Genomic DNA, 1053 nt, shown 5'->3' with positions numbered 1-1053 from the left:
CGATCAGCCGGCGGCGCGCACTGCGCCATTGGCGCAAGGCAATTGCATGGAATACGTTCTTTCCCTCCTGGGGCCCCTGTCCCAGGGGGCGCTGGTGACTCTCAAGCTGTTCGTGGTCACGCTGGTCCTGGCGGTGCCGCTGGGGCTCGCGCTGGCGCTGATGCGGGTGTCGCGTTTTCGCGCGCTCGCGCGGCTGGTCAACGGCTATATCTGGCTGATGCGCGGCACGCCGCTGATGCTGCAGATGCTGTTCATCTACTTTGCGCTGCCGTTCGTGCCGGTGATCGGCGTGCGCTTTGACGACTTTCCCGCCGCCGTGGTCGCCTTCTCGCTGAACTACGCCGCCTACTTCGCGGAAATTTTCCGTGCGGGCATCCAGTCGATAGACCGCGGCCAGTACGAAGGCGCGAAAGTGCTGAGCTATGGCCAGACCATGCGGCGCATCGTGCTGCCGCAGATCTGGCCGCGCATCCTGCCGCCGATGAGCAACGAGACCATCACCCTGGTCAAGGACACTTCGCTGATCTACGTGCTCGCGCTCAACGACCTGCTGCGCGCGGCGCGCGGCATCGTGCAGCGCGATTTCACGACCACGCCGTTCATCGTGGCGGCGTGCTTTTATCTTGTCATGACCCTGGTGCTGACCTGGGGCTTCCAGTACCTGGAGAAACGCTATGCCAAATACGACGCCTGAGGCGGCGACTGCAGGCGCGGCGCCGGCCCCGTCGGCGGAAGTGATGATCAGCGCGCGCGACATCTGCAAGGCCTTCAACGGCCTGCCGGTGCTGCGCAATGTCTCGCTCGACCTGCTGCGCGGTGAAGTGGTCGCGGTGATCGGGCCTTCGGGCTCGGGCAAGAGCACGTTCCTGCGCTGTCTCAATCACCTCGAAACCATAGACAGCGGCCACCTGCACATCGAAGGCGAGCTGCTGGCCGAGACCAGCGCCGCGGGTGTCTGCAGCTATGTGCCCGAAGCGCAGATCCGCCGCATCGGCCGCAAGATGGGCATGGTGTTCCAGTCGTTCAATCTTTTTCCGCACCTCACGGTGCTCG

At 64.5% G+C, this 1053-nt stretch carries 2 protein-coding genes; both read left to right on the top strand.

Features of this window, described 5'->3' with window-relative positions; all coding sequences use genetic code 11:
* Positions 1-46 precede the first annotated feature (46 nt).
* Positions 47-694 (top strand): amino acid ABC transporter permease, encoded by a 648-nt coding sequence (locus D3H34_RS32970; protein WP_119558894.1) that lies wholly within the window; start codon positions 47-49, stop codon positions 692-694.
* A partial coding sequence (locus D3H34_RS32965; RefSeq protein WP_147400611.1) for an ATP-binding cassette domain-containing protein occupies positions 675-1053 on the top strand: 379 nt, incomplete at its 3' end. The genes D3H34_RS32970 and D3H34_RS32965, both read left to right, overlap by 20 nt.

Source organism: Acidovorax cavernicola, assembly GCF_003581445.1.
This window is presented reverse-complemented; position numbering and strand designations above follow the sequence as displayed.

Coding starts and splice junctions, on each gene's coding strand:
- D3H34_RS32970 (WP_119558894.1), top strand. CDS start 47: ATGGAATACGTTCTTTCCCTCCTGGGGCCCCTGTCCCAGGGGGCGCTG.